The sequence below is a fragment of the Bradyrhizobium sp. Leaf396 genome, from assembly GCF_001424605.1.
Lineage (GTDB): Bacteria > Pseudomonadota > Alphaproteobacteria > Rhizobiales > Xanthobacteraceae > Bradyrhizobium > Bradyrhizobium japonicum_C.
Map to the genome: position 1 here is coordinate 365,968 of NZ_LMQJ01000065.1, position 24,323 is coordinate 390,290.

Sequence of the window (24,323 nt, forward strand, 5' to 3'; positions counted from 1 at the left end):
GCCCCCATGACGGGTGCTGATCGAGCAATCCGCCCAACAAAAGGGCGCCGTGCCGAAGCACGACGCCCCCGTGTGTTGCTGCCGACGATCAGTTGGTCTGCTGGATCGCCGACAATTCCCAGCCGCTGCCCGGCCGCCGGGCGAAGGTCCAGACTTCGGTCGCCTCGCCGGGCTGTTCGCTGCCGGCAACGACTGCGCCGGTGTTGCGATCCACCGTCTTGTCGGTGAGGGCGAAGCGCAGCGCCACGGTGGCGTAGTCGGTCTCGCCTTCGCGCCAGGCTTCCGCGAGGTCACCCTGCAACAGCTTGACGTCGGTCACCTTGTTGACGACGTTGCGCGCGCGGTTCTGGGCGAGGTCCTGCTCGAAATAGGAGACCATCTCCGGTGTCGCGAGCGTATGCAGCTTGGCCACGTCCTCGTTCGACCAGGCCGTCTGGATCTCGCCGAGCAGGCGCTCGAACGCCTCATAGTCGTCCGGCTTGATCTCCAGCGGCGCGTTGTTGGCGCCGAAACCAAAGCCACCGAGTCCACCGCCAAGACCGCCCCCTAGACCACCGGCCAGCCCGCCACCGAGGCCGCTGCGCTGGTTCGTCTGCGGTCCGGGACCGGCGCCTGCATCCGCATTGGCGTAAGCCTCACGTGGAGCATGACGGCGCTGCCACCAGGACATCGCCAGCCGCACAACGAGCACCACGAGCGCGATCTGGATCATCAGGCCGAGGATCGAGGACAGGCCGCCGAGGCCGCCGAACAGGCCGCCGCCGAACAGCATGCCGAGCAGGCCGGCGCCGAGGAAGCCGGCCGCAAGGCCGCCCATGAAGCCGCCTGCACGGCCGAACAGGCCGCCGCGCGCGGGCGCGTTTGCAGCCGACTTCATGCCTGCGCCCGGCTGGGTGTAGGTGCGGTTGAACTGCGAGGCCGAGCCCGGCGCGGTTGTGGTTGAGGGCGGGGCCGAATAGGAGCGCGAACCGCGCGAACCCGACGACATGCCACCACCGGCCCTGGCGTCGGCTGACGAGATCGTCAGTGCGGTCGGCAGCGCAAGCGCCAGCACGACGGCGATCGCGTTGAAGAGATTGCGGGAGCGAAGCGAGAAAGTCATGTGCGTTTCCCAAATCCCCGGCATGGGGACGTGCGCTTAAGATGGGCAGACTTGCCGAAAAGTGAAGCCGGTTTCGGAACCCCCGGCTGCGGCCCTCAGTCGCGGGGATGTGGCAAAAGCCCATATTTCGCGGAGGCTTGGCGGGGCATGGAAGGGAACCAGGGCCGCTGGTTCTGCGGCGAACCTCACCCCTGCTTCGTCATCGTCTCCTTCACCGCCGCCACAAGCTGGCTGAGCGTGAACGGTTTCGGCAGGAAGTCGAATTGCTGACCCTCGGGCAGGCTCTTCTCGAACGCATCCTCGGCGTAGCCCGACACGAAGATGAACTTGATATCCGGGTTCTTCTCCCGCATGGCCTTCAGAAGCGTCGGGCCGTCCATCTCGGGCATGACGACGTCGGACACGACGAGATCGATCGCCCCGCCCTGCTCCTCCAGCATCTCCATGGCCTCGACGCCGTTCTCGGCCTCGACCACGGTGTAGCCGCGCGAGCGCAAGCCGCGTGCGTTCAGCGCGCGCAGGCCCTCCTCGTCCTCGACGAGCAGGATGGTGCCCTGGCCCGTGAGATCGGTGCGCGGCTTGGCCTCCACTGCAGCGGGCGCGGCTTCCTTCCCCGCGCCGATGCTCGCGCTGACCGTAGCCGCCGGCTGCTCGGCGTGCAGGTCAGCCTCGGCATGATGACGCGGCAGGAAGATGTGGAACGAGGTGCCCTGCCCCGGCTCGGAATCGACGTAGATGAAGCCGCCGGTCTGTTTGACGATGCCGTAGACGGTCGAGAGGCCGAGACCCGTGCCTTTGCCCACTTCCTTGGTCGAGAAGAACGGCTCGAAGATCTTGTCGCGGATGTCGGCGGGAATGCCGGTGCCGGTATCGGCGACCTCGATCCGCACGTAGTCCGCCGCGGGCATGCCCTTGTAGGCGAGCTTGGCAGCATCCTCGGTGGTGACGTTGGCGGTGCGGATGATCAGCTTGCCGCCGTCGGGCATGGCGTCGCGCGCGTTGACCGCGAGGTTGACGATCACCTGCTCGAACTGGGAGACGTCGACCTTCACCGGCCAGAGGTCGCGGCCGTGGACGAGGTCGAGCTTGACCTTCTCGCCGATCAGCCGGCGCAGCAGCATGGTGAGGTCGGAGAGCGCATCGCCGAGATCGAGCACCTGCGGTCGCAGCGTCTGCCGCCGCGAGAATGCCAGCAGCTGCCGCACCAGGGTCGCAGCCCGCGTCGCGTTCTGCTTGATCTGCATGATGTCCTGGAACGACGGGTCGGTCGGCTTGTGCGCGTTCAGCAGGAAGTCGTTCGCCATCATGATGGCGGACAGCACGTTGTTGAAGTCGTGGGCGATGCCGCCGGCGAGTTGGCCGACGGTCTCCATCTTCTGCGACTGGTTGATCTGGTTCTCCAGCGCGCGCCGCTCGGTGGTCTCGAGCATGTGCACGATGGCGGCTTCGGCCTCGTTCTCGGCCGAATCGACCGGCGTGACGAAGAATTGGCCCCAGCGCTCCTTGGTCCCTTCCAGAGCGACCTCGACCGGCGCGATGTCGGCTTGGCCCTCGGCGGCCTGGTTGATGGCCGCAATCAAGAGATGCCGGTCGCGCGCATTGACGGCGCGGAAGATCGATTTGGAGGCGTTATCGAGCCCCAGCGCCTGGCCGAGCTTGGCGTAGCGCGCATTGGCGCGCACGACATTGCCGGCCCGGTCGACCGTCGCTATCGCCATCGGCGTATGATCGAAGAAGCGCATGAATCGCACTTCGGCAGCGCGATCCGGATCGCTGCGCTCGTCGCGGGCACGGCTGATGACGAGCGTGCGCGAGGGCCCCGGCGCACCGTCGGCGCCGAAGGCGAGCTTGTGATAGAGCCGCACCGGCATCGTCTTGCCGCTGCGCATGCGCAGGTCGATGTCGAAGACTTCCGTCTTCACCTCGCCAGGCACCGCTACGATCGAGGTCAGCAGCGAGGCGCCGTCGCCGGAGACGATGTCCGTCAGCTTGAGCCCGCCCGAGCCGATCTCGGCGAGGTCGTAGTCGAGCCAGTTCGCCAGCGTCGCGTTGACATAGGCCAGCTCGCCGGCGGGATTGACCGAGAAGAAGCCACACGGCGCGTGGTCGAGATATTCGATCGCGTGCTGGAGCTCCTGGAACACGTCCTCCTGGCGCTCGCGGTCGCGGGTGATGTCGGCGATCGACCAAACCGCGTATTTCGCCTCGCGCTTTGCGGAGCCGAGCGGACGCACCCGCATGCGCAGCCAGCGGCCCTGGCTGCCATCGAGGCCGGAGATGCGCACCTCCTCCTGCTGCCGCTTGCCTTCGCGGGCGGCCTTGAGCAGGCGAAACACGGCTTCGGAGACGTCAGGGTTGCCGATGAAGACCCGCTCCACGGGACGCACGTCCTGCGGACCAGTGGCGCCCGTCAGCGTCAGATAGGCAGCGTTGGAATAGACCACGTGTCCGCGCGCATCGGTGACCGCGAGGCCGTCGAAGGCGTGATCGGAGATGCGGCGAATGACGGGATCATCGAGATTGCGGTCGGCAAAGCGGATGATGCCGGCAGCGAAGGCGAACAGGTTGAACAGACCCACCATCGCCAGCACGGCGAGGATGCCGAGGATGTAGGGCTGCGCCTGCGCGCGCCCGAGCGTCATCAGCCCGACGGCGACCGCGACGAGGCCGGCCGCCACCAGCAGCACCAGAGCAATGCTGCCCGAGCGCGGCGACGGCTCGGCCGCCGCAACGGGCTCTCGTGTGAGGTCGTGGTCGGTCTCGGCGGTCATTCTCGAGCTGGCGCAGCCTGTCGGCAGAGAATCAACGCGCTACGGGGCGCGTGGGGTCCTCCCTGCCTGAATCGGACCCTGAGGTGCAAGGGCAGCAGGGGCGAAACGTACGCTGATTCCCAGATTACGGCCATTTCCGGTGCTTTCCGGGTGTTTTATCCCCGCCCGGCGCTGAATCCGCGCTTTAGCCGCATGACGTAACCGATGACTTCGGCGACGGCATGGTAGTGCTCGGTCGGGATTTCCTGGTCAATCTCGACGGTGGCGTAGAGCGCGCGGGCCAGCGGCACGTTCTCCACGATCGGGATGTCGTGCTCGCGCGCGATCTCCCGGATCTTGAAGGCGAGATTGTCGACGCCCTTGGCGACGCAGATCGGTGCCGACATGCCGCGCTCATACGACAGCGCCACCGAGTAGTGGGTCGGGTTGGTGATGATGACGGAGGCTTTTGGAACCGCCGCCATCATGCGCTTCTTGGCGCGCTGCTGCCGGAGTTGCCTGATCTTGCCTTTGATGTGCGGGTCGCCTTCGGACTGCTTGAACTCTTCCTTGATCTCCTGGAGCGACATCTTCTGGCGCTGGAACCAGGTGCGGTACTGGAAGAAATAATCGGCGATGGCGATGATCGCGAGCGCCGCGACCACCGAACCGAGCAAATGGATCGTCATGCTGGTGGAGGCGCCGAGCATGGCGGCCGGGTCGAGCCTCACCATGGCCTCCAAGCGATGCCGTTCCGGCCACAGGATCATGGTCATGACCACGCTGAGGGCGATCAGCTTGCCGATTCCTTTCAGGAAGTTCGCGGCCGCTTGCTTGCCGAAGATGCGCTTGAAGCCGGCGCCGGGCGATATCTTGCTGAGTTTCGGCGTCAGGGATTCGCTCGACCACACCAGGCGGTGCTGCAGCATGTTGCCGGCTATGGCTGCCAGCACCAGCATCAAGAGGGGCACGCCGATCGCAGCGAGCACGGCGTACTCGATCTGCTGCATCAGGACGAGCAGCGCCTTGCCGTCGGTCTTGATCATCCAGGCATTGGCGAGAAGGTTGCGCATCGGCGTCAGCAGCCCGCTGCCCACCGAGCCCGAGAAGGTCGAGACCACGAGCGTACCGCCCGCCATCATGAACCAGGTGTTGATCTCCTGGCTCTTGGCGACGTCGCCGCGCTCCAGCGCATCATCGAGGCGCTTTTGCGTCGGGTCTTCTGTTTGACTCTCCGGGTCCTTGTCGTCTGACATCGACCTACCGTGGCCTCAGAGGCATCATCTGGTGCATCACGCCGATGAAGTAATCGAGATAAGTGCCCATCATCGCCGAGAGCACGACGGCGAGCACCAGGAAGCCGGCGAAGATCGAGAGCGGCACCCCGACGAAATAGACCTGCATCTGCGGCATCAGCCGCGCCAGCACCCCGAGCCCGATGTTGAACACGAGGCCGAACACCAGGAACGGTCCGGAGAGTTGCAGGCCCAGACGGAACGCGGCTGCGAAGGCACGCGTTGCCAGCGAAGCGACATCGCCGCTCGACACCGTCTCGCCCGGCGAGAAGATCGTATAGCTATCGTTCAGCGCTGCGATCACGAGATGATGGCTGTCGGTGGCGAACAGCAGCGTTATACCGAGCATGGTCAGGAAGTTGCCGACCAGCACGCCCTGCTGTCCCTGGGTCGGATCGACCGAGGTGACGAAGCCGAGCCCCATCTGCTGCGCGATCACGGACCCGGCGACCTGAAGTGCCGACAGCGTCACGCGCGCGGTCGCACCCAGCACGATGCCGATCGCGATCTCGTGCAGCATCAGCACGAGCAGCGGCGCGAGCGAGCCCATGTCGACCTGATAGGCGTTGCGATGCAGCGGCAGGATGATCAGCGTGAGCAAGAGCGCAATCGACAGCTTTATCCGAGTCGGAATGTTGGTCTCGCCGAGGCCCGGCAGCAGCATCACCATCGCGCCGACCCGGGCGAAGGCGAGCATGAAGGAAGCGGCGAGCGCCGGCAGCAGCGAGACGTCGATGCGCATAATTCACGCATTGTGCCTCAGCCGCCGATGATTCGCGACGAGATCCGCATCATGTGGGCGTGCATCGAATCCGCCATGAACGGCAGCGCCAGCAGCATCGTGGCAAAGATGGCCAGAATCTTCGGCACGTAGATCAGCGTCTGCTCCTGGATCTGCGTCAGCGCCTGGAACAGCGACACGATGACGCCAACCACCAGACCGACCACCATCAGCGGCGAAGAGACGATCACGATGGTCCAGATCGCATCGCGCGCGACGTCGAGGGTTTCGGGTCCGGTCATTTGGCAGATTCCTTTGTTCATCTCTTGCCTCCCCACCACTATTTCGAGCGATGCGAAGGCCTCTCCCCCGTTCGTTGCGAGCGGAGCGAAGCAGTCCAGGCTGCGGCCGAGGAAGGATTCTGGATTGCTTCGTTCCGCTCGCAATGACTCGGGGGCCGAAATCAGATCGGCATCTTCATGATGTCTTCGTAGGCCGCGATGACGCGGTCCCGCACCGAGACCAGCGTGGACACTGCGACGTCGGTGTCCGCGACGGCCGTCACCACGTCCATGACGTTGGCCTTGCCGGCGGCCATCGCCACCGTCTGCGCATCGGACTTGCGGCCGGACTCCATGACGCTGCCGACGGCGTCCTTCAGCAGCGAGGCAAAGGATTGCCCGCTCGGTTCGCTGCCCTTGCCTGCGCCGCTGTTTTCCAGCACACGGGCGAGACTGGCGTACGCATTGGCGGCGACTGTCGGTGATGCCATGGCTCAAATGTCCTGTTCAGCTCTTGAGGATGTCGAGCGTGCGCTGGATCATCCGGCGCGTCGCAGTGATGATGTTGAGGTTGGCCTCGTAGGACCTTTGCGCATCGCGCATGTCGGTCATCTCGACCACCGAGTTCACGTTGGGATACTTGACGTTGCCGCTCGCATCCGCAGCCGGATTGTTCGGCTCGTATTTGACGCGAAAGCTGGACTGGTCGGGCTTGATCCGGCCCAGTGTGACCACTTGCGCATCGAGCGTGCGGTCGAGCGCGGAGGAAAAGGTCGGAACCTTGCGCCGGTAGGGATCGCCGCCGGCGGTCTGAGCGGTCGAATCCGCGTTCGCGATGTTTTCCGAAATCACCCGCATGCGGCCGGCTTGCGCCCGCAGACCGGAGGTCGCGATTGCCATCGAGCGGGCAAAGTCGCTGCTGTCATTGGCCATGATGCGCCCTTAGCTGCCTTGTTTCCGGATCATGCTCTAGCCTTTGCCGATCGCCGTCTTCAGCAGGCGCAGGCTCTTCGAATAGAGCGAGGTCGCCGCCGCGTAATCCATCTGGTTGCTGGCGGCTTTCATCATCTCTTCCTCGAGATTGACGGCATTGCCCGCTGGACGGGTCTCAAAGCCCGCGTTCCTGTTCTGGTCGAATGCGGAGGCGGCCCCCGATGGCGCCATGTGGGAGCTGCTGGTGCGCGTGAGCGCCAGTGGTCCCATCGAGCCTGCGACTGTGCCGCTCTTGTCGAACTTCGGCTCGACCAGGTCGCGCGGCCGGAATTTGGGCGTGTCGGAATTGGAGACGTTCTCGGACAGGACGCGCTGGCGTTCCTGGTGCCACTGCATCTTGGTGCGAAGCGCCGACAGTTCCGGAATATCGTTGATGGACATGGTCGCGGCTCCTTCCGCCGCCACGGACCCTGGGTCCGAAGCTAGGCAGAATTTGCCGCGTGTATGGTTAACAGCTGGTTAAGATATCCCGGGCCCGTGTCCCCGAACGGCACACGCATGCGCCCGCCCGTGATTTTTCGCTCCCAAACCGGTATTAACCCATCCGTTTGGCGGTGCGTGCACAGGCCAAGAAGTCGTTTTGGATCGAGCGATTCATGGGTTATTAAGAGTTGGGGACGGCAAAACTTGCCGTGGGACGTTAAGAGATCGCAGTTTGGGGCATCGTTGGCCGGTGGTTGGGTATCTGACCATGGGCACGAAAAAAGCGCCATTTGTCGGGGACAAGTATGCAAGGCAGCCCTATCACCTTCATCGTCGCGTTCATCGTCGTTCTGGCGTTGATCGGCGTCGCTGCTTGGCTGGTTCGCCGATTCGCCGGCAGCCGGATCGGCGCCAATACCCAGCGTGGCCGGATGCCCCGCCTCGCCGTGATCGACGCTGCCGCGGTCGACGGCCGGCGCCGACTGGTGCTGGTCCGGCGCGACAATGTCGAGCATTTGCTCATGATCGGCGGCCCGACGGACATCGTGGTCGAGCCCAACATCGTTCGTGCCGCGCCCAGCCGCGACCAGCTTCCGCAACGTCCAAACGCCGCCGAGCCGCCGCGCCTTGCTCCCATGCCCGATGCCGGTGGTTGGGCCGACGAGGCGCCGCGCCCCGAGCTGCTCGATCATCCCGAGCCGCAAATGCCCGAGCCGCCGCCGCGACCGGCGCGCCCATCCTTTGCCGACGAGGTCCGCCGGCCTGCGCCTACGCTGGCTGAACGCCGCAGCGAGCCGTCGCTGGGAAGCTTTGCGCCCGAGCCGATTGCGCCGCGTCCCGAGCGCGAACCGCGACCGGAGCCGCTGCCGCCGCGCGTCAGCCGCAGCGAACCGCCGGTGATGCCGCGTCCGCCGCGCGGGAGTGAGCCGATGAAGATGCCGCCCGTGCGCGCCGAGCGCGCGGCTGCGCCGCCACCGCCCGTGCCCCAAGCGCCGCCCGTGCCGCCGCCTGGCACTCCATCCAGCGCCGAGCAGAACCTGGCCGAAATGGCCCAGCGGCTGGAGGCTGCCCTGCGCCGCCCGGCCGGCGAAACGGTCGCGCCTCCGGTTGCGCCGGAGCCTCCGGCTGCTCCTCCGCGGACGGCACGCAGCGAGCCGGCGGCACCACCCGCCCCGCCTCCGAAGCCGGCCGCGGAAAAGACCAGCTTTGAAAATCTCGAAGACGAGATGGCCTCGCTGCTCGGCCGTCCGAAGCCGTCTTCGTGAGGCTGCCGACCCTCCCGCGTAGAGTTCTTTTTCTTTCTGTCCTGTTCGGTGCGGCATCGCTCGCAGGCTTTGCGCACGCGCAGGACATCAGCATCAATCTCGGCGGCGGTGCTGGCGGCGGCGTCACCGAGCGCGCGATCCAGCTCATCGCGCTGCTCACGGTCCTATCGATCGCGCCGTCAATCCTGATCATGATGACGTCGTTCACGCGCATCGTGGTCGTGCTATCGCTGCTGCGCACCGCGATGGGCACCGCAACCGCTCCGCCGAACTCGGTGATCATTGCGCTCGCGATGTTCCTCACCTTCTTCGTGATGGGTCCGGTGCTGCAGAAGTCCTATGACGAGGGCATCCGTCCGCTCGTCGCCAACCAGATCGGCGTCGAGGACGCGCTCCAGCGCGCTTCCGTGCCCTTGCGCGGCTTCATGCAAAAGAACGTGCGCGAGAAAGACCTCAAGCTGTTCCTGGACCTTTCGGGTGAACCTGCGCCAGCCACCCCCGACGACCTCGCGCTGCGCATCCTCGTCCCCGCCTTCATGATCTCCGAGCTGAAGCGCGCCTTCGAGATCGGTTTCCTGCTCTTTCTGCCCTTCCTGATCATCGACCTCGTCGTCGCATCGGTGCTGATGTCGATGGGCATGATGATGCTGCCCCCGGCCACGATCTCGCTGCCGTTCAAGCTGATCTTCTTCGTCCTGGTCGACGGCTGGTCGCTGGTGGCCGGAAGCCTGGTGCAGAGTTACGGGGGAGGATGAGCTCGGGCGACGTCAGCGAAGCATCCTCTCCGCTCTCAACGATAGCTCTCGACCTCTCCCCGTCATTGCGAGGAGCTCTTGCGACGAAGCGAATCCGGGCTGCCCGTGGAACGATCCTGGCTTCGCTCCGCTCGCAATGACGAGATTGCAGAGCCATCGCTTGCCGCACCTTGCGCGGCACCCCAGCCCTAACGCGTCATCTTGATCTGACGCACGACCGGAATTGTGGGCAGCGAGCCGGTGTGGTCGGACTCGTCCTTGACCTGCGGCGAGCCAGGCGCTCGCGCCGTGGCGTCGGGGAAGCGCTGCTTCATCTCGCGCAGGAATCCGTCAAGCGTATCCACGCTGGCGGCCAGCTTCGCGATCTCGGCGAATTCGGCGCTGGAAGCCGCGGCCGGCTTGCTGGCGATGTCGAAGGCGAGACGGTCGGCGCTCTCGCTCATCAGCGGCGCGTATTTCTCTCGGAAGCGGGACAGGCCGATCGAGTCGTCGGCGAGCGCGTAACCGACGGCGGCGCGGATGATGTCGCTCTTCTCGACCGCGTTGAGCGGCTTGAAGTCGCGGAAGCGCTCGCCGTAATAGAGCTCGATCTGCTCGGCGGCCTCACGCCAGCGCCGCGCCGCCCAGAAGATGTCGGAGCGGAGGCGCAGCACTTCGCGCCCGGAGACGTTGGAGACGATGTCGAGCGCGAGATCGTGACGGCCGACGTCGCTCTGCGCGCGCGCCTCCAGGAGCAGGCGCTGCTGCCTGAGCTCGCCGGAGAGATCGCTGATGCGGCTCGCGCGCAGCGCGGTGATCGCCATGTCGGGCTTGCGGTTGGCGAGATAGATCATGGCGAGCCGCGCGGCGACTTGGGCGCGCGCCGCCCCCTCCAGGCGGTGATCGACCTGGTATTGCAGCAGCTCGGCCGCCTGATCGAGCAGATCGATCGAGGCGAGACGGTCGGCGAGACGACGGATCAGCTCGTCGCCGCGGCGGCCGATCGGCGTCAGCTCCCGGAATTCGTAGAACATCCCGAGCGCCTCGACGGGCGGCAATTCGTCGCCCTTCGGCCCTAGGAATAGCTGCGTGAACAGATTCGATGCGAGGTCCTGCGCCTGGCGCGAGGCTTCCGCGTTGGGCTGGAGCCTCGTCGCGGTGCGCGCGGCGGTGAGCGCATCCCGATAACGCCCGCTCTCGGCATACATCTGCGACAGCATCTGCAGCGTCCTGACCTCGATCGCGTCGCCGCGCCACGTCATCGACAGCGTCTCGAGCTCGCGCAGCGCCTCGTCCTTGCCGATCTCGTCGCGCTTCTGACGCAGCGCGATCTCGAGCTGCTTGGCCTCGGCCGCAGCAGGACGGTCGCTCGAGGCGACCGCGAGTTGGTAATCGTCAAGCGCATCCTTGTCGTGTCCGAGCGCCTCGGCGAGCCGCCCGCGCAGCACCGCGAAGCCGGGCCCTGCCTCGGGCGGGACACCCACCACCTCGAGCTCGCTGCGGCGCTTGGAAGCGCCGGCATAATCTTTCACCTCGAGCGATGCGCGCATCGCGTCCATCGTCACGATGCGCTGGATGTCGAGCGGCAGCGAGGCGATGGCGAATTCGACGTTCTTGAACTTCTCGCGCGCATCCGCCCATTTGCCCTGGCGCGCATAGGCGAGCGCCTTCCAGAGCTGCGAATCGTGGCTGTTGCCGATCACGGGATTGGCGAGATCCTTCAGGCCCTGCGCCGGCCGGCCGATCAGGATGCTGGCAATCGCATGCATGATCAGCGCACCGCTCTCCTCCTTGTTGAGGGGATCGGCCAGCATCAATTCGGTAACGGCCTTCGCCTCGTGATACATCGCGCGCGACATGTAGAATTGCGCAAGATCGAGCCGCGGCAGGGAACGCAGTGCCGGTTCGACGGCCGAGATCGCCATCATCAATTCGTTCTGACGGTCCCAGAAATTCTCCGACTGGCCCTTGCGCCAGCCTTCGGGGCTGAAGACCGGCCGCACCGCCGTCGGGGCCCGCTCGGCGGAGATGTCGACCGGCGACAGCGTCAGCCCGCCCTTCTTGCCGAGGATCACCTTGTCGGCGCCGACCTCGACGCCGATCTCGTCGGAGTTCGGCCGGATTGCGATACCGTGCGCGGATTCCAGCAGCGAGAGGTCGACGAGATCCTGCCGCTTGATGAAGCCGCGCACCGGCCGCTGCGCGGTGACGACGTAGAGCATATCGCCTGCATCGGGATCCGTGAGCTTGTGCAGCATGCCAGGATTGGCGAAGGGAATCGCGATATTGGCGAGCGCCGGGTCGGTGATGTTGCGCGACATCATCAGCGGCAGCGGCGTCGCCTGGATCTTGTCGGCGAGCGTCAACAGCCAGTTGGTCTCCTTGCCGACCTCCTCGCTCGTCAGCGAATAGACCAGCGGGCGGGTGAGGCGGATGCGGACCGCCTGCCCCTTTTCGAGCGGGATGCGGCCGGCCTCGCCGATCATCGCGCCGCCCTTGGTGCGGATCGCTTCGACGTCGATCGGCTTTGGCGAGTCGAACACGAGCCAGACGGTGTCGCCGCGGCGGAACGCCGCCGCGGGCGTCGCCACCTGAATCGGGAACGTCACGCGCAGGCCGTCGCTGTCGCGGCGCGCATCGACGGCGGCAATCGCGGGCTGCGGTGCGGGAGCGATTTCGGCGGCTGCTTTAGCAGTCTCCCTGACTGGCTCCCTGGCGGCGTCCTTCACTGCCTCTCTGGGCGCTTCGGTCATGACGGGCCTGGCCGGTGCGGCCTCCGGAACGGGCTGCGCAGGCTTTGGTGCTTCCTTCGGGCCCTCTACAGCTTGCGCAGCCTGCGTCGCGGGAGCCGGCTTCGGCGCTTCAGCCGGCGGCATCGCGGCAGGCAATTCCGGCTTCACGCCAGGCTTCACATCGATCTTGGCCTCGCGCGCGATCGTCTCGGATGTCGGCGGCGCAATCTCACGCTCTGTCTCCTTCTTCTCGGGCGGGGCCGCAGGAACGGCCGTGCGACCGCCCGGCTTCATCTGCGCGATCGCCGCCTCGGGAGTCGCCGCCATCTTGCCCTTGTCGGGCTGGAAGGAGACATCGACGACGTAATTCTTCTCGTCACGGAAGGAATGCACGTCTGAATCACCGATCAGCGCGATCTCGACATTGGTCTGGTCGATGTCGGCCTTCTGCTTGATCGAGGCGACGTTCGGCGGCGCCGCGACGACCGCGTCCGCCAGGTCAAAATTCAGGTTGGCATTGAAGACCAGCGTGAGCTTCTGCTCGTTGAGCACGGAGGAGACGCCGACGCCGTCGGGCATTTCGAACACGAATCGCACGAAAGTCGGCTGCACGGAGGCGCGCACACGGATCTGCGGACGCTTCTTGGCCTCGGCGGCGGCGCGCTGGGCCCGCAGCGCGCGCTCGGCAACGCGTGCGCGCTCGGCGAGCTCCTTGACCACGTCCAAGGGCAGGCTCGGCGGCGGGCCCTTCCAGCCCTCAGGCAGCAGGTCGACGAAGGTGCGCTCGCCGGCATTCATGGTATTGACGGTGACGCGCCGCGCCAGCGACAGGCGGATGGCGCCCCCGTCCGGATCGCGGCGAGCGGAGTTGACGTAATCGGGAGCGCCTTCCGGAACACGATCGACGGGAACATCGACGGGTCGGTCGAAACGAATGACGAGAATGGAGCCGGCCGTCGTCACCTCGGAAGGAACATCCTCCCCGAGCTTGATGACCAGACGGGCAAAGCCGCCGCTGGCCGAAAACGTCGCCTCGCCCCTGATCGGATCGGCCGCCCGGGCCGGCTGCGCAAGACCGATCAGGACACAGGTCGTCAGCACCGTCGCCCGGCGGAAATGACGCGACAAGCCCCGCGCGACAGCGCGGGCTCGCGATACAAATCCAGCGGCAGCCTCTCGCGCCATTGGCGGCATTTCTTCCGGTTCGGCGGTCATGCCGGCACTGGCGCCGGCCCGTGCCGTCGACTCTAAGGTTTTGCCAATTAAGGACTTCTTAAGTATGAGCCCTCAATTCGGCTTTTGCGTCGGCCTGCCATCGATCTTGGGCAGCTCGCCGGCCGAGGCCGACTGTTCGCCACCACCATTGGCACGGCGGGCCATCTCGACGGTCAGCCGCTCGGCGGCTTCCGATGACATCAGGCCCAGGATGTCCGACATCTTGCGTGGCGCGATCGCCGAGGCGATCTCGATCAGCACGCCCATCTCGAGCCGGTCGAACACCCGGGCGGCGTCCTTGGGCTTCATGCCCTCATACATGGTCACGAGGCCCTTCATGCGCTGGGCTTCGGCGGCCTTCTGCTCGGCCTGGGTCGCGGAGATGCGGGTCTCTACCGCCTTCATCTCCTCGACCTTGTTCTCGATGCGCTTCTCGGCCGACTTGAGCAGGCTCTCGCGAATGTCGATCTCGCGCTGGCGCGCCTCGATTTCCTGCCGCCGCGCCTGCAACCGTTCCAGGACCGCACGTTCCGAGGCCGAGACCTGCGGCTGGCCCTCGTCGATCTTGACGACGGTGCCACCCTCCATCTTTGTCTCGGGCGCGGCCGGCTTGGGTGCTTCCTTCGGCGCGCCATGGGTCGAGCCGGTGATATCCGGGTCCTCGCGCCCGGTCGGAAAATTCAGGTTCTCCTCCGCCCAGGATTTCTTGCCCTGGCTCGGCTTGTACTCGAAGACGTAGCCGCCGTTGATCGCGAGACCCGCCACCTTCAGCGTGGCGAGTCCTGCGATGGCGACCAGGACGACCGGTATGACTCGGATGTTACGAAAGGACTTCATGCCCAGACTTTATGCGGCAAGGCCGTTGGATCGTCTGCGCTCGGAAAAGGCTTCGGCCGCCGCCGCGACCGCTTTTGCCGACGAGGGCTTGGCCGCAGGCGCAGCAACCGTTTCGGGGTTGGTCACCGGACGCGCGGCGCTCGCGATCTTCGACAAGCGGCGCACCACGTTGTCGGCTTCGCCGAGCTGCTTGTAGAGCTGGTCCGACATCTGCGTGGCGGCGGCGAGCTGGCTGCCCAGGTTCTCGTTGACGTCGCGCACGGCGAGCTTCAGCCCGCCGATCGCGCGTTCGGCGATCTCGGTCGCGGTGATCAGTTCGCCGATCACCGCCTTCAGCGAATGCTCGTCCGCCTTCAGCCGCGTCAGCCGCTTGTTGAGCATGACGCAGTAGACGATCGTCAGCATGAGCAGGATAGCCACCAGCGTCTCGATCGCCATTCCCAGGGAGTGGTTCATGGGGCCTCCATCATCTTGTTCTGCTCGTCCACCTTCTCGAACATCGCAAGTGTCGTGCTTGGCTTGCGCAAGGGTTTCGTCACGCGGATCGCGACTCGGTCGCCGACCCGTCCCATCCGCCCCTCCGTCAGCGTGACGTCGCCGCAACGCACGGTGACGTTGGCGTCGGCGCGCATGTCCAGCGGCAGCGTGTCGCCGACCTTGAGCCGCATCAGCTGCTTGAGGGGAATGTCGGCTTCATAGAGCACGGCATCGACGGCGATCTCGGCCTGCACGATCTCGGTGGCGAAATGGCCCTCCCAGACCGGGTCGCGGCCGAACTTTTCGCCCATGAACATCTGGAGCAGGACGCCCCGGATCGGCTCGATGGTCGCGTAAGGCAGCAGCAGCTCGATATTGCCGCCGCGGTCTTCCATGTCGATGCGCAGGCGGACCAGGATCGCGGCGTTGGCGGGACGGCTGATCGCGGCGAAACGCGGGTTGGTCTCGAGGCGGTCGATCGTGAACGTCACCGGAGACAGCGGCCGGAACGCCTGCTCGGCGTCGGACAGCACCACCTCGACCAGCCGCTTGACCAGCTCGGTCTCGATCGTGGTGTAGGGCCGGCCCTCGATCCGGAGCTGGCTGGTGCCGCGGCGGCCGCCCAGCAGCACGTCGATCATCGAATAGATCAGGTTGGAATCGACCGTCGCCATGCCGAAGTTTTCCCACTCCTCGGCCTTGAACACGGTGAGGACGGCGGGCAGCGGGATCGAGTTCATGTAATCGCCGAAACGCACCGAGGTGATGCGGTCGAGCGAGACTTCGACGTTGTCCGAGGTGAAGTTGCGCAACGATGTCGTCATCAGCCGCACCAGGCGGTCGAAGACGATTTCGAGCATCGGCAGACGCTCGTAGGAGACCATCGCCGAATCGATGATCGCGCGAATGCCCGAATGGTCGTCGAGCGTGACGTCGCCGACCGTGAAGCCGAGGAGATTGTCGATCTCCTCCTGCGACAGCACCCGCTCGCCGGAGTTCTTGCCGGTGCCGAGATCGCGGCTGCCGTCCTCGACCATGGCCGCCCATTGCAGGGCCATGGTTTCCGATAGCTCGTTCTCGGCGGCAGCCTTTGCGGCCTCTGCGGGATCCTCGGAATCGAGCGAGGCCTCCCACTGGGCGGCAATTGCATCCTGGTCGACTTGGTCGTTGCCCGCCATGATCCCTAGTCCGTCATGCTCACTGGACCACGACTTCCTTGAACAGCACCGCGCTGACCTGGATCGGGGCGACCGCCGCGTTGACGCGCTTGGTCAGTTCCTCCTTGAGGCGGAAGATGCCGGCGGAACCGTTGAGGTCGGAGGGACGCAGTTCGCGCACATAGGTCTGGAAGATGTCGGTGACGCGCGGCATCGTCGGCTTGATCGCCTCGATCTGCTTTTCTTCCTTGAGCTCCAGCACGATCTTCAGCCGCAGATATTGCACGCGCTCGCCTGGCGAGCCGGCGAGGTTGACCATCAAGTCGGGGACGTCGACGAAGGCCGGCGGCTTCGGAGGCGGCGCGGCCTCGGCATGGTGCTCGGCCTCGCCGTGACGGAAGAAGAAGAACCAGGTCGCCGCGCCGCCGCCGAGCACGGCGAGCAGGCCGACGGCCATGATGATCAGCTTGAGCTTGTTCTTCGGCGGAGCGGCTTCCGCGCCCTCGGCGGCTGCGCCGCCTTCTTCATTCTCTGCCATGGGTGCCGCGCTCGTTCATCTCTCAAAGGGGTCGAAAGAGCGAAGCCTCCTGGCAGACCGTGACGCGGTACGAATGCCCCCAGCGCGATGCGCTCCTCTGATGTGCAAACGCTACGGTAATAATGGTTAACGGAATCTTTCGATTGGGCCCGCGCTAGGAAAAATCTGCCGGGCAAACATGGCTAACAGAACCTTTCTGCCGCCTTCCCGCGCCCATCAAAAGTTGGCAAGACTTTGAAATTGTTTAATTTTTCTGTTTGGCACGACTTTCGCTGAGAAAGGACCGAGACCCGACGGTTTGGGAGAACCTGAAGGCCTCGTTCACGGGGTCCGCCAAGGCGCTTGGGAGAGCGAAATGGCAGATCCCACTCAGGGGAGATTTCCGATGCAGAACGCGCTTCTGATCGGCTTGTCACGGCAGATGACGTTGGAGCGGCAGATGGCCGTCATCGCCAACAACGTCGCCAATTCCAACACCAGCGGCTTCAAGGCCGACCATTCGCTGTTCGAGGAGCACCTCAACTCGAACGCGCGTGAGGACCGTTTCATCGGCCGCGACCGGCTGGTCTCCTATGTCCAGGACCGCGGCACCTTCCGCGATATCAGCCAGGGGCCGCTGGAGCCGAGCAACAATCCGCTCGACCTGGCAATCGACGGCAACGCCTATTTCGTCGTGCAGGCCAACGGCGCCGAGCGCTTCACCCGCGACGGCAAATTCTCGCTCAACAGCACCGGCCAGCTCGTCACCTCCGACGGCAATCTCGTGCTCGGCACCGCCGGCCCGATCACGTTCCAGCCGACCGATCACGACATCAACGTTGCGCCCGACGGCACCGTCACGGTGCTCGAGGGCACGGCACGAACCGACTCGATCCGCGGCAAGATCCGCATGGCCTCGTTCGACGATCCGGCCAAGCTGACCAAGCTTGGCGCCAATCTCTACGATGTGGGCTCCGCCGTTCCGCAGGCCGATGCCAAGTCCAACGTCCGCCAGGGCTACGTCGAGAAGTCGAACGTGAACGCGGTCGGCGAGATGGGCCGCATGGTCGAAGTCATGCGCAGCTACGCCGCCATCGCCAACCTGCTTCAGCAGCAGAGCGACCTCCACAAATCGGCGATCGACAAGCTCGCCGACGTTCCGGCCTGATTGAAGGAGAATTGACATGCAGGCGCTTCACACCGCAGCGACCGGAATGGCGGCACAGGAACTCAACGTTCAGGTGATCTCCAACAACATCGCGAACCTGCGCACCACCGGCTTCAAGAAGCAGACCGCGGCGTTCCAGGACCTGATCTACGAGCACGTCCGCCGCGTCGGCGCCCAGTCGTCCGACCAGGGCACCATCCTTCCGGTGGGCGTCGACATCGGCGGCGGCGTCAAGACCGTCGGCACGCCGCGCAGCATGACGCAGGGAACGCTGTCGCAGACCGGCAACGACCTCGATCTCGCGATCTCGGGCGATGGCTTCTTCAAGATCCTGATGCCGGACGGGACCTACCAGTACACCCGCGACGGCACGTTCCAGATGGACAACCAGGGCCGTGTCGTGACTGCGCAGGGCAACCCGGTGCAGCCGACCATCACCATTCCGAACAACGCCTCGGGCATCTCCGTGAGCGAGCAGGGCCAGGTCTCGGTGACGCTGCCCGGTTCATCGACATCGTCGATCATCGGCCAGATCGGCGTCACGCGCTTCATCAACAAGGCGGGCCTTCAGCCCGTCGGCAATAACCAGTTCATCGAGACCCCCTCCTCCGGCCCGCCGCAGGACGGCACCGCCAACTCGGAGGGTTACGGCAAGATCACGCAGGGCAGCCTGGAGCAGGCCAATATCGACGTGGTCTCGGAAATGAGCGACCTGATCGCCGCGCAGCGCGCCTATGAAATGAACGCCAAGGTGATCAGCGCCGCCGACCAGATGATGCAATCGACCACGGCGCTGTTCCGCTGAGGCAATGACGATGATCCGCGCCACCCTCGCCACGATCTCCGCCCTTCTCGCGCTGACATCGCCGGCGGCAGCGGCAGACGACTTCATCGCCGCGCCGACCTTGCGCGCAAGCGTCACCGTCACCTCGGACGTGGTGCGCATCGGCGATCTCATCGAGAACGCCGGATCGGCCGCGTCGATCCCGGTCTACCGCTCGCCCGATCTCGGCACCACCGGCACCCTGACGGCCACCCAAGTGCTGTCCGTGCTGCGCGCCAAGCAGGTGATCGGCGTCATGACCGGCGACGTCAAGGAGGTCCAAGTCACCCGCCTCGCCCGCACGCTCGCCAGCAAGGACGTCGAGAACGCGGTCGCCGCAGCGCTCGAGCGCCGCTTCGGCCTCGGAGACGCCGCCAACATCACCGTCACGTTCGATCGCAGCGTCGCCGAGATGCGGCTCGACGCCTCCAACACCGGGGCACTCCTGCCGGCCGCAACCCGCTACGATGCACGCAGCGGCCGTTTCGACATCGCCTTCGAGATTGCCAATGACAGCAATCCCGCTCCGACCAAGCTGCGTTTCACCGGCACCGCGATCGAGACGGTGGAGGTAGCCGTGCTGACCCGCGACGTCGACCGCGCCGAGCTTCTGAAATCCTCCGACCTTTCGCTGGAGCGCCGGCCGAAGGCCGAGGTCACCGGCGAACCCGCGTCCCGCGACCGCAGCGTCGGCATGGAATTGCGCCGAGCGATGCGGGCTGGCACGCCGATCCGCGCCGCAGACGTCGTCAGGCCCAACTTCGTGGTGCGCGACCAAGCCGTCACCATCATCTACCAGATGCCCGGCCTCTATCTCACCACGCGTGGCAAGGCGACAGAGAGCGGCGCCGAGGGCGACACCGTCAGCGTGCTCAATCTGCAGTCCAAGCGCACGCTGACCGGCGTCGTCACCGCCCGTGGCCAGGTCACGGTCCAGGGTGCCAGCCAGTCCGCGCCGATGGCCCCTGCGGTCGAGCAGAGCTCCTCGCTGAAGCGCGACGAGATGCCCGCCGCCGCAGCCCTCGCGCAGAGCGTTGTGCAGGCGCCGGCAAATCCGGCCCAGGTCGCCCAAGCCCAGATTCCGCAAGCTCGCCTCTCGCAAGCTCCAGCAAAGTCAGAGTAAGTCATGTCAACGTTCAGTTCGGCTTCCCGTCTTCGTCGCGGCGCGATCTCTGCCTTGCTGCTTGCAACTTGCGCCCTGGCGAGCGGCTGCTCCTCGATCGACCGCCTGTCGCAGATCGGCGAACAGCCGAAGCTGTCGGCGATCGACAACCCGACGACGCAGCCCGGCTACAAGCCGGTGCAGATGCCGATGCCGAAGCCGGAAGTCGCCTCCTACAATCCGAACTCGCTCTGGCGCAACGGCAGCCGCGCCTTCTTCAAGGACCAGCGCGCCCGCCAGGTCGGCGACCTCCTGACCGTGACCGTGAACATCACCGACAAGGCCAATCTGTCCAACGAGACCCAGCGCAGCCGCACCAGCAAGGAGGACTCCGGGGTCACGGACTTCATCGGCAGCCAGACGGTCACGCAACCGCTCAAGGTTCTCCCCGGACGTCTCCTTACAACCGACTCGACGTCCTCGGCTGACGGCAAGGGCTCAGTCAACCGCCAGGAAGCGCTGCAGACCAACGTCGCCGCCGTCGTGACCCAGGTGCTGCCGAACGGCAACCTGGTGGTCGAAGGCAAGCAGGAGATCCGCGTCAACTTCGAGATCCGCGAGCTCGTCGTCGCCGGCATCGTCCGCCCCGAGGACATCCAGAGCGACAACACCATCGATTCCAGCAAGATCGCCCAGGCGCGCATCGCCTATGGCGGCCGCGGCCAGATCATGGACGTGCAGCAGCCGCGCTACGGTCAGCAGGTCATGGACGTGCTGCTGCCCTTCTAAGTTCCTTCAAGAGCTCCCACATCGTGTTCGCGAACCTAGGCGCGAACGACGGTGTACTACGCGGCCCTCGCTAGCTCCCCTGGCGAGGGCCGCATGTATTTTACCAAGGCGATGTGAGGGGGCTGCTTAGAGCGAGTCGGGCGGGCGCATTGGCCGCGCCATGCCCCAAACCTGCTCAGTGCGAGCGTAGCAAATCCGGGATCCCTTCGCGGAAGCCTGGAATGCTTCGCCTCAAGAGCTCCTCACAGCGCCGGCGTGCGTCGAAGAACCGTGCGCCCACTCACGTAAACTCGGCCTCGACGGTTCCGAGCCCCTCAAGTTCCATCCGCACCTTGTCGCCCGCTTTCAGCCACAGCGTCTTGACCAGGCTGCCGGTCAGCACGAGTTGACCCGCGTGCAGGCCCTTGCCTTCGGCGGCGAGATGGTTGGCAAGCCAGGCGAGTGCATTGTGGGGATGGCCGAGCACGTCGGCCCCGGTGCCGTGGCTCACCTCTTCGCCGTTGACGATGGCGCGTCCCTTGACCGCCTTCAGATCCGGCACGGACGAGCGCGGCACCGATGGGCCGAGCACGCAACCGGCGGCGAAGAAATCGTCGGCGATCAAGGTCGGCGCGCCCATCGTCTCCCATTTTACGTAGCGATCGTCGACGATCTCGATCGCGGGCTGATAGGCCTCGACCGCTTCGCCGACCCATTCGGCTGTGAACGGCGCCTCGCCGGCGGCAAGGTCGCGCTTGAGCCGCACTGCAATCTCGCATTCGACGCCGACCCGGACATAGCTGGACGCCGCGAGCTTGGCGCCGCTGTCATGCACGCCCTTCTGGAACACGCCGCCGCCGCAGGGGTGCGGGATGCCGATATACTCCTGCATGACCTGGCTGGTGCAGCCGATCTTGTAGCCAACGAGCGGGCCGACATGCGGCAGCAGGAGATCGTGCAGCGCGCGCTGGACCTGATAACCCTCGGCCTCGTCGGCAGGAGGGTGCTCCAGCGCCGCGAGCGGTGCATGATTGCGGCGCGCCAGCGCGATGGCCTTTGCGGCTTCGAGAATCCTGTCCATCGGCGCCGTCTCCCACGCTACGCAGCTCAAGGCAGCACTTCAGCATCCCTGCTCCACCCTGACAAGCGCGCCTCGGCGCGGGACGACGACCGCTGGCCCGCCCTTAAGGAAAAATTGAGCCGGTGGAGGCTTTATGGAGTCGCGTGCCTCGCGGGCTCTCGCGAGACGCGCATGAGGCGTGATTGCAGCGATGCTTGATGCAGCTGGATCAGCATCTCAAGACCCGACTCGATCTCATTGATGCGACTCGGAAAATTTCCCGCACCTGAAGTGAAGGCTGTTTCTCATCCGAACTCACGTGAGCTCGGAGGAGTCGAGACTAGATCCTTGATTGCGATTCACTTTTTGCAATCGCTGCGCCCCGTTTGACGTACGCAGCTTCCGAGCGCCAGGCAAAACGCCCATCGCGGCGCCAAACGGCGCCTCGTCCAAAAAACAAAGAGCCGCATCGCTGCGGCTCGGGCTCTATTCGTCGCGATAAACTTTCTCGCGTTTCTCGTGGCGCTCCTGCGCTTCCACCGAGAGCGTCGCGATCGGGCGGGCCTCGAGCCGCTTCAACGAGATCGGCTCCCCGGTTTCCTCGCAATAGCCGTAGGTGTTGTCCTCGATGCGCTGGAGCGCGGCGTCGATCTTGGCGATCAACTTGCGCTGGCGGTCGCGGGCGCGGAGCTCGATGGCGCGATCGGTTTCGGACGATGCCCGATCGGCGAGATCGGGGTGGTTCACGTTCTCCTCCTGCAAAGCCTGCAGGGTGAGCTTGGACTCTTTGAGGATCTCATCCTTCCAGGCAAGGAGCTTCAGGCGGAAGTACTCCTTCTGCCGGTCGTTCATGAAAGGCTCTTTGTCGGTCGGTCGGTAGTTTTTCAACTTTTCCAAGGGAGGCCTATCTTTTTAAGCAACGACTCGCGAACGGAACGGGGTCCGTTGAGCCGGGCCTTATATAGTGGCCTCCCGTGACAGACAATATTTCCCTGATGGCGCGCCTCGCGCCTCCAAGCCCTTGCACAGGAAGGTTTATCCCTGAGAGGCTTGGAGGCGGCCGAGGGCTTCAATAACCGACCGTGAAGCGCTGCTTCGGATGGGCTGGCCGTTCGATCTCGTCGGCGAGGGCGATGGCGTAGTCGGCGAAGGTGATCCAGCTCTTGCCGTTCGCATCTGCGAGAAGCTGGTCGGTCCCGAGCCGGAACTTGCCCGTGCGTTCCCCCTCGACGAACAGCGCCGACGGCGAAATGAAGGTCCAGTTCAGGTCCTTTTCCTGGCGCAGCAGGTCGAGGAAGGTCGAGCCCGCCTCCGCTTCGGCCTTGTACTGAGCGGGAAAATTGGGGGTCGCAACCAGCTTCACGCCCGGGGCAACCTCGAGACTGCCGGCGCCGCCGACCACGAGGTAGCGACCGACCTTGGAGTCCTTCGCGGCACCGATCAGCTTCAGGGCGTCGCTGGCGAGGAAGTGGATGGAACTCACAGCGACGTCATGCCCGGCCCACAGCTTGGCAAGGCCGTCCTGGTCAAGCACATCTCCCTTGATCGGCGTGACGTTGGGCAGGGCCGCGATCTTCTCGGGGTTGCGGGCGATGGCTGTGACGGCGTGGCCGCGGCGGGACAGCTCCTTGGTGATCTCCGACCCGGCTCGCCCCGAGGCGCCCGCGATTGCGATATTCATGAAGTGCTCCATTGCAACAGTGGTAACCACCAGTAACTAGATATCGCAAAGGATGCTGGTGTTAAGAGAGCACTTTGTGCTTACCTGATTACGCGAGGGTAACCTGGACGCGGAACGCTCCCGGTGGTCCCGCAAGCGACCGTATGCATTCCGAGGATCGATGATGAAACCGGACGTCTACGCAGCGAATTGCCCCACCCGCCAGATCCTCGATCGCGTCGGAGACAAATGGGCGGTGCTGATCCTCTTGCTGCTGCGCGAGGAACCAATGCGCTTCAATCAGTTGCGCCGCACGATCGAAGGCATCTCGCAAAAGATGCTCAGCCAGGTTCTCAAGTCGCTCGAGCGCGACGGCCTGATCAAGCGCCATGCCATCGCGACGGTGCCGGTCACGGTGGAATATTCGATCACGCAGCTTGGATTGACGCTGGCAGCTGCGGTCGATCCGCTGCGCGATTGGGCCGAGCAGAACCTGAAAGATGTGCTCGCCGCCCAGCGCCGCTACGACGCGCAGCAGAAGGAGGAAGCTGCGTAAGACTGCGCGAAGTGACGGATGGCTGTTAAGCCTGCCCAGCCTTCGCCAGTTCGACCTCGACGCGCAGCTCGATCTCGGCGAGAACCGCATCGAGACCAGGATCGCCCGAGGACGATTTCAGGTTAGCCGCAGCATCCCGCAGGCGCATCACGGTCGATCCATCGAGATTGCCGGACAGCAGCCCAATCTTGAGATCGTCGAGCACGTCGAGCGCGGTCCTGCCGCGGGCCACCGAGCGCTTGCGGCGCTCGATCGGATCCTCATCGACGCCCTGCAATGCCAGCAATGCGTCGATGTTGGCGGTGGCCTTCGGCGCGGCAGCGCTTCGCGTCTCCTGTGCCGACGAGGTGTCGGGCAGCGCGAAGGTGCCGGAGCCGATCCGCCTGGTCTGGCTGGCCGGCGTTCCAAGCGTGGTGCCGTTCGGTCCGTAGATGCGCATCGGAAGGAATCCGGGTGATCGATGCCTCACCTTCGCCCTCTTATGGTTAACGACGCGTAAACAGCCCGGCAGAATTTGCCGAGAGGCGGCAGTTTCGCTCCTCAGGGCGAACGACCGCTGACACCGGTCGAAACAGATTTATTCAACCTATTCAGCCACCTATCCCTGCCGCCACGGTTGGCACGGTGCTCGCAAGGAAAGCGTCGGACCAGCTCGTCATGGGAGTGTCGTGCAGGTCCTTCCGATTT

Annotated in this window: 24 protein-coding genes; 7 read left to right on the top strand and 17 right to left on the bottom strand. The window is 65.1% G+C overall.

Annotation, left to right across the window (positions count from 1 at the left end; genetic code table 11):
* Positions 1-88: 88 nt before the first annotated feature.
* From ASG57_RS34750 to flgB, 8 genes are all read right to left on the bottom strand, one after another.
* Complete coding sequence (locus ASG57_RS34750) at positions 89-1,126, bottom strand: Tim44 domain-containing protein (protein WP_024340943.1); 1,038 nt, start codon at positions 1,124-1,126, stop codon at positions 89-91.
* A 161-nt stretch (positions 1,127-1,287) separates the two neighbouring features.
* Entirely contained in the window at positions 1,288-3,873 is a 2,586-nt protein-coding gene (cckA, locus tag ASG57_RS34755) for a cell cycle histidine kinase CckA (RefSeq protein ID WP_024340944.1), read from the bottom strand.
* 155 nt (positions 3,874-4,028) lie between these two features.
* Positions 4,029-5,108, bottom strand: a complete 1,080-nt coding sequence (gene flhB / locus ASG57_RS34760; RefSeq protein ID WP_024340945.1) for a flagellar biosynthesis protein FlhB — start codon at positions 5,106-5,108, stop codon at positions 4,029-4,031.
* Positions 5,109-5,112: 4 nt separating this feature from the next.
* Entirely contained in the window at positions 5,113-5,889 is a 777-nt protein-coding gene (gene fliR, locus ASG57_RS34765; protein ID WP_057199082.1) for a flagellar biosynthetic protein FliR, read from the bottom strand.
* Positions 5,890-5,906: 17 nt separating this feature from the next.
* Positions 5,907-6,170 (bottom strand): flagellar biosynthesis protein FliQ, encoded by a 264-nt coding sequence (fliQ, locus tag ASG57_RS34770; RefSeq protein WP_024340947.1) that lies wholly within the window; start codon positions 6,168-6,170, stop codon positions 5,907-5,909.
* Between the two features lie 161 nt (positions 6,171-6,331).
* On the bottom strand, positions 6,332-6,640 hold the full coding sequence (gene fliE / locus ASG57_RS34775; protein WP_024340948.1) for a flagellar hook-basal body complex protein FliE: 309 nt from the start codon (positions 6,638-6,640) through the stop codon (positions 6,332-6,334).
* A gap of 16 nt (positions 6,641-6,656) precedes the next feature.
* Positions 6,657-7,082, bottom strand: coding sequence for a flagellar basal body rod protein FlgC (flgC, locus tag ASG57_RS34780; RefSeq protein ID WP_024340949.1), 426 nt, complete (start codon positions 7,080-7,082; stop codon positions 6,657-6,659).
* Between the two features lie 36 nt (positions 7,083-7,118).
* Positions 7,119-7,523 carry a flagellar basal body rod protein FlgB gene (gene flgB / locus ASG57_RS34785; RefSeq protein ID WP_024340950.1) on the bottom strand — a complete coding sequence of 135 codons (405 nt, stop codon included), beginning with the start codon at positions 7,521-7,523 and terminating at the stop codon, positions 7,119-7,121.
* A 347-nt stretch (positions 7,524-7,870) separates the two neighbouring features.
* Between flgB and ASG57_RS34790 the strand changes: the two genes are divergently transcribed.
* Positions 7,871-8,830: a flagellar biosynthetic protein FliO gene (locus ASG57_RS34790; RefSeq protein WP_024340951.1), complete on the top strand. Its 960-nt coding sequence runs from the start codon at positions 7,871-7,873 to the stop codon at positions 8,828-8,830.
* Entirely contained in the window at positions 8,827-9,585 is a 759-nt protein-coding gene (gene fliP / locus ASG57_RS34795) for a flagellar type III secretion system pore protein FliP (RefSeq protein ID WP_024340952.1), read from the top strand. Before ASG57_RS34790 ends, fliP begins: the two co-directional genes overlap by 4 nt.
* A 188-nt stretch (positions 9,586-9,773) precedes the next feature.
* On the opposite strand, the gene ASG57_RS34800 is transcribed toward fliP, so the two are convergent.
* The 5 genes from ASG57_RS34800 to fliL all read right to left on the bottom strand — a co-directional run bounded on the left by ASG57_RS34800 (position 9,774) and on the right by fliL (position 16,520).
* On the bottom strand, positions 9,774-13,481 hold the full coding sequence (locus ASG57_RS34800; protein ID WP_057199083.1) for a tetratricopeptide repeat protein: 3,708 nt from the start codon (positions 13,479-13,481) through the stop codon (positions 9,774-9,776).
* A gap of 102 nt (positions 13,482-13,583) precedes the next feature.
* A complete protein-coding gene (locus ASG57_RS34805; protein ID WP_024341020.1) occupies positions 13,584-14,348 on the bottom strand; it encodes a MotE family protein in 765 nt (254 codons plus the stop codon).
* A 9-nt stretch (positions 14,349-14,357) separates the two neighbouring features.
* Entirely contained in the window at positions 14,358-14,804 is a 447-nt protein-coding gene (locus ASG57_RS34810) for a DUF6468 domain-containing protein (RefSeq protein ID WP_024341021.1), read from the bottom strand.
* Entirely contained in the window at positions 14,801-16,003 is a 1,203-nt protein-coding gene (gene fliM, locus ASG57_RS34815; RefSeq protein WP_024341022.1) for a flagellar motor switch protein FliM, read from the bottom strand. Before fliM ends, ASG57_RS34810 begins: the two co-directional genes overlap by 4 nt.
* Before the next feature lie 19 nt (positions 16,004-16,022).
* Positions 16,023-16,520 carry a flagellar basal body-associated protein FliL gene (gene fliL, locus ASG57_RS34820; protein ID WP_024341023.1) on the bottom strand — a complete coding sequence of 166 codons (498 nt, stop codon included), beginning with the start codon at positions 16,518-16,520 and terminating at the stop codon, positions 16,023-16,025.
* Positions 16,521-16,905: 385 nt separating this feature from the next.
* On the opposite strand from fliL, the gene flgF reads away from it, so the two are divergent.
* The 4 genes from flgF to flgH are packed head-to-tail and all read left to right on the top strand — an operon-like array spanning position 16,906 to position 20,381.
* Entirely contained in the window at positions 16,906-17,667 is a 762-nt protein-coding gene (gene flgF / locus ASG57_RS34825; RefSeq protein WP_024341024.1) for a flagellar basal-body rod protein FlgF, read from the top strand.
* Positions 17,668-17,683: 16 nt separating this feature from the next.
* A complete protein-coding gene (flgG, locus tag ASG57_RS34830; RefSeq protein ID WP_024341025.1) occupies positions 17,684-18,472 on the top strand; it encodes a flagellar basal-body rod protein FlgG in 789 nt (262 codons plus the stop codon).
* A 10-nt stretch (positions 18,473-18,482) separates the two neighbouring features.
* Positions 18,483-19,613, top strand: a complete 1,131-nt coding sequence (gene flgA, locus ASG57_RS34835) for a flagellar basal body P-ring formation chaperone FlgA (protein WP_057199106.1) — start codon at positions 18,483-18,485, stop codon at positions 19,611-19,613.
* Between the two features lie 3 nt (positions 19,614-19,616).
* The gene (gene flgH, locus ASG57_RS34840) at positions 19,617-20,381 is read left to right on the top strand and encodes a flagellar basal body L-ring protein FlgH (protein ID WP_024341027.1); all 765 of its coding nucleotides are present in this window, start codon (positions 19,617-19,619) and stop codon (positions 20,379-20,381) included.
* A gap of 280 nt (positions 20,382-20,661) precedes the next feature.
* Here the strand turns inward: flgH and ASG57_RS34845 are convergent, their stop codons facing one another.
* The 3 genes from ASG57_RS34845 to ASG57_RS34855 all read right to left on the bottom strand — a co-directional run bounded on the left by ASG57_RS34845 (position 20,662) and on the right by ASG57_RS34855 (position 23,101).
* Positions 20,662-21,441, bottom strand: coding sequence for a 2-keto-4-pentenoate hydratase (locus tag ASG57_RS34845; protein WP_024341028.1), 780 nt, complete (start codon positions 21,439-21,441; stop codon positions 20,662-20,664).
* 465 nt (positions 21,442-21,906) lie between these two features.
* Positions 21,907-22,272, bottom strand: a complete 366-nt coding sequence (gene dksA / locus ASG57_RS34850; protein WP_085966600.1) for an RNA polymerase-binding protein DksA — start codon at positions 22,270-22,272, stop codon at positions 21,907-21,909.
* A 217-nt stretch (positions 22,273-22,489) separates the two neighbouring features.
* Complete coding sequence (locus ASG57_RS34855) at positions 22,490-23,101, bottom strand: NAD(P)-dependent oxidoreductase (protein ID WP_024341030.1); 612 nt, start codon at positions 23,099-23,101, stop codon at positions 22,490-22,492.
* Positions 23,102-23,264: 163 nt separating this feature from the next.
* Here ASG57_RS34855 and ASG57_RS34860 point away from each other — a divergent pair, with 163 nt between their 5' ends.
* A complete protein-coding gene (locus tag ASG57_RS34860; protein ID WP_027552655.1) occupies positions 23,265-23,636 on the top strand; it encodes a winged helix-turn-helix transcriptional regulator in 372 nt (123 codons plus the stop codon).
* A 25-nt stretch (positions 23,637-23,661) separates the two neighbouring features.
* On the opposite strand, the gene ASG57_RS34865 is transcribed toward ASG57_RS34860, so the two are convergent.
* Positions 23,662-24,075 (bottom strand): flagellar assembly protein FliX, encoded by a 414-nt coding sequence (locus ASG57_RS34865; RefSeq protein ID WP_057199084.1) that lies wholly within the window; start codon positions 24,073-24,075, stop codon positions 23,662-23,664.
* Positions 24,076-24,323: the final 248 nt, after the last annotated feature.

Bases quoted from the DNA above. Each gene is read 5' to 3' on its own strand.
- dksA (WP_085966600.1), bottom strand. From the start codon at position 22,272: ATGAACGACCGGCAGAAGGAGTACTTCCGCCTGAAGCTCCTTGCCTGG.
- flgH (WP_024341027.1), top strand. From the start codon at position 19,617: ATGTCAACGTTCAGTTCGGCTTCCCGTCTTCGTCGCGGCGCGATCTCT.
- ASG57_RS34800 (WP_057199083.1), bottom strand. From the start codon at position 13,481: ATGGCGCGAGAGGCTGCCGCTGGATTTGTATCGCGAGCCCGCGCTGTC.
- fliR (WP_057199082.1), bottom strand. From the start codon at position 5,889: ATGCGCATCGACGTCTCGCTGCTGCCGGCGCTCGCCGCTTCCTTCATG.
- ASG57_RS34805 (WP_024341020.1), bottom strand. From the start codon at position 14,348: ATGAAGTCCTTTCGTAACATCCGAGTCATACCGGTCGTCCTGGTCGCC.
- ASG57_RS34865 (WP_057199084.1), bottom strand. From the start codon at position 24,075: ATGCGCATCTACGGACCGAACGGCACCACGCTTGGAACGCCGGCCAGC.
- ASG57_RS34810 (WP_024341021.1), bottom strand. From the start codon at position 14,804: ATGAACCACTCCCTGGGAATGGCGATCGAGACGCTGGTGGCTATCCTG.
- flgA (WP_057199106.1), top strand. From the start codon at position 18,483: ATGATCCGCGCCACCCTCGCCACGATCTCCGCCCTTCTCGCGCTGACA.
- fliQ (WP_024340947.1), bottom strand. From the start codon at position 6,170: ATGACCGGACCCGAAACCCTCGACGTCGCGCGCGATGCGATCTGGACC.
- flgB (WP_024340950.1), bottom strand. From the start codon at position 7,523: ATGTCCATCAACGATATTCCGGAACTGTCGGCGCTTCGCACCAAGATG.
- flgC (WP_024340949.1), bottom strand. From the start codon at position 7,082: ATGGCCAATGACAGCAGCGACTTTGCCCGCTCGATGGCAATCGCGACC.
- flhB (WP_024340945.1), bottom strand. From the start codon at position 5,108: ATGTCAGACGACAAGGACCCGGAGAGTCAAACAGAAGACCCGACGCAA.
- ASG57_RS34855 (WP_024341030.1), bottom strand. From the start codon at position 23,101: ATGAATATCGCAATCGCGGGCGCCTCGGGGCGAGCCGGGTCGGAGATC.
- fliM (WP_024341022.1), bottom strand. From the start codon at position 16,003: ATGGCGGGCAACGACCAAGTCGACCAGGATGCAATTGCCGCCCAGTGG.
- ASG57_RS34790 (WP_024340951.1), top strand. From the start codon at position 7,871: ATGCAAGGCAGCCCTATCACCTTCATCGTCGCGTTCATCGTCGTTCTG.
- ASG57_RS34750 (WP_024340943.1), bottom strand. From the start codon at position 1,126: ATGCCGGGGATTTGGGAAACGCACATGACTTTCTCGCTTCGCTCCCGC.
- flgG (WP_024341025.1), top strand. From the start codon at position 17,684: ATGCAGGCGCTTCACACCGCAGCGACCGGAATGGCGGCACAGGAACTC.
- fliL (WP_024341023.1), bottom strand. From the start codon at position 16,520: ATGGCAGAGAATGAAGAAGGCGGCGCAGCCGCCGAGGGCGCGGAAGCC.
- ASG57_RS34860 (WP_027552655.1), top strand. From the start codon at position 23,265: ATGAAACCGGACGTCTACGCAGCGAATTGCCCCACCCGCCAGATCCTC.
- flgF (WP_024341024.1), top strand. From the start codon at position 16,906: ATGCAGAACGCGCTTCTGATCGGCTTGTCACGGCAGATGACGTTGGAG.
- ASG57_RS34845 (WP_024341028.1), bottom strand. From the start codon at position 21,441: ATGGACAGGATTCTCGAAGCCGCAAAGGCCATCGCGCTGGCGCGCCGC.
- fliE (WP_024340948.1), bottom strand. From the start codon at position 6,640: ATGGCATCACCGACAGTCGCCGCCAATGCGTACGCCAGTCTCGCCCGT.
- cckA (WP_024340944.1), bottom strand. From the start codon at position 3,873: ATGACCGCCGAGACCGACCACGACCTCACACGAGAGCCCGTTGCGGCG.